The 5514-nt window shown below is 34.8% G+C and carries 4 protein-coding genes and 1 pseudogene; 4 read left to right on the top strand and 1 reads right to left on the bottom strand.

The genetic code is table 11. From position 1 onward, the window contains the following. Positions 1–256: 256 nt before the first annotated feature. Positions 257–853, top strand: coding sequence for a hypothetical protein (locus tag L1283_RS28165; RefSeq protein WP_429626796.1), 597 nt, complete (start codon positions 257–259; stop codon positions 851–853). Between the two features lie 950 nt (positions 854–1803). On the opposite strand, the gene L1283_RS28160 is transcribed toward L1283_RS28165, so the two are convergent. Continuing rightward, positions 1804–2912, bottom strand: a protein-coding gene (locus L1283_RS28160) for an IS3 family transposase (RefSeq protein WP_429626795.1) whose coding sequence is annotated in 2 segments (ribosomal slippage) — positions 1804–2643 and positions 2646–2912 — 1107 coding nt in all. Because the reading frame shifts where the segments join, the coding sequence is not laid out codon by codon here. Positions 2913–3191: 279 nt separating this feature from the next. Between L1283_RS28160 and L1283_RS28155 the strand changes: the two genes are divergently transcribed. The 3 genes and pseudogenes from L1283_RS28155 to L1283_RS28145 all read left to right on the top strand — a co-directional run bounded on the left by L1283_RS28155 (position 3192) and on the right by L1283_RS28145 (position 5199). Continuing rightward, positions 3192–4502, top strand: coding sequence for a hypothetical protein (locus tag L1283_RS28155; protein ID WP_429626794.1), 1311 nt, complete (start codon positions 3192–3194; stop codon positions 4500–4502). A gap of 263 nt (positions 4503–4765) precedes the next feature. Further along, positions 4766–4897: pseudogene (locus L1283_RS28150) on the top strand (hypothetical protein); the annotation flags it as partial. Positions 4898–4944: 47 nt separating this feature from the next. Then, the gene (locus L1283_RS28145; protein WP_429626797.1) at positions 4945–5199 is read left to right on the top strand and encodes a metallophosphoesterase family protein; all 255 of its coding nucleotides are present in this window, start codon (positions 4945–4947) and stop codon (positions 5197–5199) included. Positions 5200–5514 lie beyond the last annotated feature (315 nt).

The following is a 5514-nucleotide window of genomic DNA, read 5'->3' as shown; positions in this document are numbered from 1 at the left end:
AACTCAACTCTTTTTCTTTATTGCCTACCATACCTAAATTTAATCACCTAAAGATAAGAAAACTAAATTATTTAGCAAAAGGATAGGTCAATATACTTAATTATCAGCCCTTAAATGCAAAAATCTCATTAATTACTTAGTTAACGAAATTCAGTATATTTTTAAATTCTCGCTATAGTATAGTGATTTAACGTATATTTAAACACTTGATTAATAAAGATCCTTTCGATAACTTTATTTTGAAATTCCATATTATATGAACGCAATAGATTCTGAGTTTTTTCTTCTACCTCAAATACATGGCCGCTCCATTTTTAAGAGGGTGATTCCAACAGTTAATTATTTGGAGAGAACATTTAAATCACTAGAACAAAATCGTTGGTCTTATACTGATTTGAAATCTTGGGCGCAACAAATCATTAAAGGATATGCCTCTCAAGATGTAATTTATGAATTAAGGGCTGCAGATCAAGGTGGAATGGATCGTAAACATGCAAAGAGCCTATTGAATAATCCAGGTCCTGTATTAGAGATTGTAAGAGGGTTAAGATCCAAGAAATTTGAATCACGTAAAGAGGCCTTTGAATACATACAAGATAAACGAAAAAAAGGCCTATTGCCAGGTATGGGCATTGGATATTTTACAAAATTGATCTATTTCTTACAACCATCCCTCAAAGGCTATATTATGGATCAATGGTTAGCCAAATCTGTAAACCTTCTACTCGGAACTCCTTTAATACATATTGCCAGCAAAACCTGGGTATCGGACCAAAATACACCCGCTATTTACAAAGACTTTTGTACATATATAGATGGCCTAGCTTTAGAAATTGGTAAATCGGGGGTTTGACACAGAGGAATTCCTATTTTCTATAGGCGGCCGTAAAAAAGGAATGTGGCGCGGGCATGTGGTGCAGCATTATTAATGTCGCTATTTTAATGTTTTCGAGTATGCTTAATTTGATTACAAGCCACTATCTCTTAATTAGATAGCGGGTTTGAAAGATTTTCGAAAATGATTTTTCTGAATGAATAATATACTTGACAAAATTTATATTGTTAAATAATCTGACAACAAAAATTTTGTCAAATCCATATTCCGCTGCAAAATACACCACTCGTTATTTAATAAAAAAGAATGCCAAGACGGAGCTGTATCTACAAATTTAGTGACAAAGGCGATAAGAAGTATTTTCATAATTTTTGCATCACTCTCAGTTGTCCGGAAAATCCGAACAACTGAGAGTGATGTGCACAAGCGATCATCCATTATTGCTGTTCAAAAAATTAGAATGTTCATGAAACATGAACATTCTAATTTTTTGAACAAATTGATTTTTGATTATGGTAAGATTATTTAAGTTTATAGCTTAAGCTATCTTACAATATAAGATGGATAGTGACAAGTAAAGAAATAGCATAATTCACCGGCTAAAAACATCTTGATTTGGATCAATGGTCGAGCTTCTAATAATTTGTTTACTTGGGAGAAAAATCGGAAATTCCGATTTTTCTCTTTACTTTGTTCTAAACCAGTTCATCTTCTTTGAGTATATTAAGTAACATTTCATTAATTATGAACTTAGATTTTGAAACATTTCGATCATCTGTTACAATGCCATCTATATCGTTTCATCTTCTAATTTATTCTCGATTGTGGCATCCGTTTGATCAAATAATTTGTTGACTTAGATTACCTCAGTTGTTAGCTTTGGTGCTATGAACAATATTGAAAGAAAACGTTAGCGTAATCTTGTAAGTACCCCATTTTTCCGACAGCTGAGATTGGACTTTTCTAATTTACGTTACTAATTGATTTATTTGTTGTTGGTGCCTAATATTTTTTGATAATTCCGTTGGTGTAAGATTCCCAAGCCCTTCATGCGGTCTGTTGTTATTATATTCATCCATCCATGCCTGGGTATGTTCTCTTACTTCGGACAAGTTGAAAAATAAATAAGCATCCAAAATTTCTTTGCGATAACTTCGGTTGAACCGTTCGATGTAGCCGTTCTGCATAGGCTTACCGGGCTGGATAAATTGAATAGCGATGCCTTGGTCTTTACACCAGAGCTCAAAATGATGACTGGTGAATTCGGGGCCATTATCTACGCGGAGACAGAGCGGTTTGCCCCGCCAGTCTATGATTTGTTCCAGTGTTCGAGTTACCCTTAACGAAGAAATAGAAGTAGCTATTTCGATGCACAATATCTCACGGGAACAGTCGTCCATCACATTAAAGGTTCTAAACCTGTTTCCGCTGGCCAAGCTATCGCTCATAAAGTCCATGCTCCATTTTTGATTAATGCTGACCTGTTGTTCCAAAGGTTGTTTCTCCCGAGCAGGTAGCCGACGTTTGCCACGTCGCTTCTTGTTCATATTTAGCAGCTTATATACTCTGTATACTTTTTTATGGTTCCATGGCTTACCTTCTCTGCGCAGGTAGGCATATAGTTTTCGAAATCCATATACAGGATGTTTGGAAGACAGCTGATCTAATGCTGCTATAACGGCACTATCATCTTTCTTACTAACATAGTAATACTGTGAACGGCACATACCTGTCAATTTACAGGCTCCGGTGACACTCAAACCGTGATCTAGGACAATCTCCTGGGTTAACTGTTTTTGTTGCCGGAGCCCCAACCTTTTTTTGTGATGACTTCTTTTAGGATATCATGGTTCATACTCAGTTCGGCAAACATCTTTTTTAAGCGGGCATTTTCTTCCTCAAGTTCCTTTAGGCGTTTGACATCTGAAGCTTCCATGCCTCCGTAACGGCTCTTCCAATTATAAAATGTGGCCTTGCTAATTTCCAGCTCACGGCAGATGTCTTCGGTCTTTCTGCCTTCTTCGCCCTCTTTGAGTGCTCGCACAATCTGGCTTTCTGTAAAACGTGTTTTTTTCATTTTATTACTTAAATCTAAACATTTATGTCCAGTTTTAAGCTGTTTGATTTTTTGGGACTCTTACAATCTGTCTATACTATTAAAAACCTTATATTAGAAAAAATAAATTTGCCATTTTTAAAAAATTATTGACCAACTAAAAATTTATTAAAAAAGAAGTTTGTTACCATACGATTGTTCCAGAAGCAAATGGATGATATGGGAATACTATAATTTTCGGACTTTGGAAAAGACTATGGTAAGCATTAAAATTTTTTACAAACCCCTATATAACGCATTATGAATTCTCATTTAAATATATTTAAGACTTTTAGTAAAGAAGAGCGTACTTACCAGCTAGAAAATGATTTAACACGCGCTTTCGCTATTTGCTTGCAAGAAGACGCTTTGTTTTTTCACGAAGTCTTGAAAGTGATTTTCAATGACGATAAAGAACTTGAATTACTTTTAAGTAATGTTGAGACAGAAAACAAGTTATATATAAATATTCAAGAAAGCTCATCGGACATAAAGACTTATGACAGAATAATCGCTGTGTCGCTTTCTGAAAATGAAATGAATATTGAAAGTTTCAAAAATCAGGTTGATTTAAGAAAATATGATCCTATTTGTGATATTGTTATAATATTGAACGAAATTGTGATTATAGTAGAGGCTAAGCGTGATAATGTAGATTGTACGGCTCAACTATTTAATCAAGCATATAATATCGTTAGAAATAGTAATAACACGGAAAACTTCAATAATATTGTAACTCCAGTAGATTTAAATTGGAAAAAATTGATGCAAATAGCATCCAAAGTGTATTCTTTTCAAAAGACAGTAGGACAGGTTAATCGCCTAACCTTGGATTTTATCAATCTTGTAAAGGGCCACAATCCTAATTGGTTACCAGAAACTCCAATAGCGGCACTATTATCAACTCAAACTTCAAGCATTCGTCGGCGTGTGGCTTCAGCGCTTAATTATCTAGATATAAAATCAGATTTTAAAAAGTTAACTTACAGTGATCGATTAGGTTTATTATTCACTAAACCTTGGGCTCAAGAGATTTTATTTCATGTAGCTGAAAATGGCAATTTAGAAATAACTGTATATGCGGGTAACACAAAAGGACAAGGATGGCATATCTTTTCAAAAGAAGTTCAAATAGCGAAATATTTAAAAATTGATGGGTTAGATTACACTGTAAATCAAAGATATCATATAAAGTTAACCTCATTTCAAAAATTCTTTGCAGGATTATGGGTAGATGATGAGGCTTTTAAGAAACCAGGTTTATATTCTACAGAAAACTATCACAACTATACTGGGAGAAATATAAAAAGTAACGGGGATTGGAACGCTGTAGAACAACTGTTTGACGATTACTTCGCCCAAGATTATAATTGGAGAGAAGCATTAAATTGGCAGGAGAAGGTTCTTAATACGAATAAAACTCAATTCGATTTATCATTCGGTTACGAGCTGTTTGTTGTAATACCATTTAATGAATTGAAAAAGAGTGATACATCGGCTATAAACTTAGAGGGTTTAACAACCTTAATAGCATCTATTTATAGATCATTCGAAAATGATTTAATAAAGTAATAGCACCACACATTCCAGAAGGCACTTACTGGGAACCTCTATTACATTGCATGTTATTATTTGTTAATGCAAACAATAACAATACATATCATATTCGTTCTGTTCTTAAAACGCCCGTATATTTTTAAAGAAAATAATATACTCAAGTTAAATAGGCAAAACATTCTCCTGTTGTCGAACACACATGGAATGCACCAACTATTGGATTTTCCCCGGGGATCGTTATCGTCATCCATTGCGGCGATGTCTGCGATGCAGGTGATATGCAGCAGCTATCGGATTTCTTTGTGTGGTATGCGGGGCTTCCCATACCACACAAGGTATTTGTCCATGGTAGTCATGATCTCCCCTTTGAACTGGAACCGCAACGAAGCAAAAATTTGTACCCGAAGGAATCCACTGGCAAAACGATACTTCCGTTAGGATCAACGGCGTCCAGATTATGGGTATCAGTGATTTTCCTTTTTTTCATCAGATGGAATCCGACATGCAAATCGATATCATGGTATCACACTATCCGCCATCGGGTATTTTGGACAATGGCTATGGTAACGCGGAGATCCGTGAGTTTGTTCTGGAACGATCCCCTAGCTACCATGTTTTCGGTCATAACCATACAGACTATGGTAAGATGAAGGTTAAGGCAATTCAGTTTATCAACGCCTCCTTGTATGAGCTGTTGAAAGAAAAGATGTGATTAGCATGGTTATTTTTCAGCTCTTACTATTATTTCTCCTCTAATCTTTCTATTGGGTCTTCTAATAATCTTACTAATAAAATTAATCTTGATTTTCCTATTAAAAGCGGTTTTGAATGGTTTAAGAAGGATTTCCGCGAATCTATTTATAGACTCTTCTCATAAAATTATATATTAGTTCTACTTAATTATTCTAATTGGCCTACACTATTTACGGATATTATGCTGCTCCCCTAAAACTAGACATAAATTTAAGGTATGAAATAAATAGATTAAATTAGCAATATTATGTCACGTACACGGAGAACATTTAGT

The organism is Sphingobacterium sp. HSC-15S19 (assembly GCF_050433745.1).
GTDB lineage: Bacteria > Bacteroidota > Bacteroidia > Sphingobacteriales > Sphingobacteriaceae > Sphingobacterium > Sphingobacterium siyangense.
Note: the sequence above shows the minus strand (reverse complement) of the source record. Positions and strands in the feature narration are given on the sequence as shown.

Excerpts from the sequence above, each read along its gene's own strand:
- L1283_RS28145 (WP_429626797.1), top strand. The coding sequence starts at position 4,945 with ATGGGTATCAGTGATTTTCCTTTTTTTCATCAGATGGAATCCGACATG.
- L1283_RS28165 (WP_429626796.1), top strand. The coding sequence starts at position 257 with ATGAACGCAATAGATTCTGAGTTTTTTCTTCTACCTCAAATACATGGC.
- L1283_RS28155 (WP_429626794.1), top strand. The coding sequence starts at position 3,192 with ATGAATTCTCATTTAAATATATTTAAGACTTTTAGTAAAGAAGAGCGT.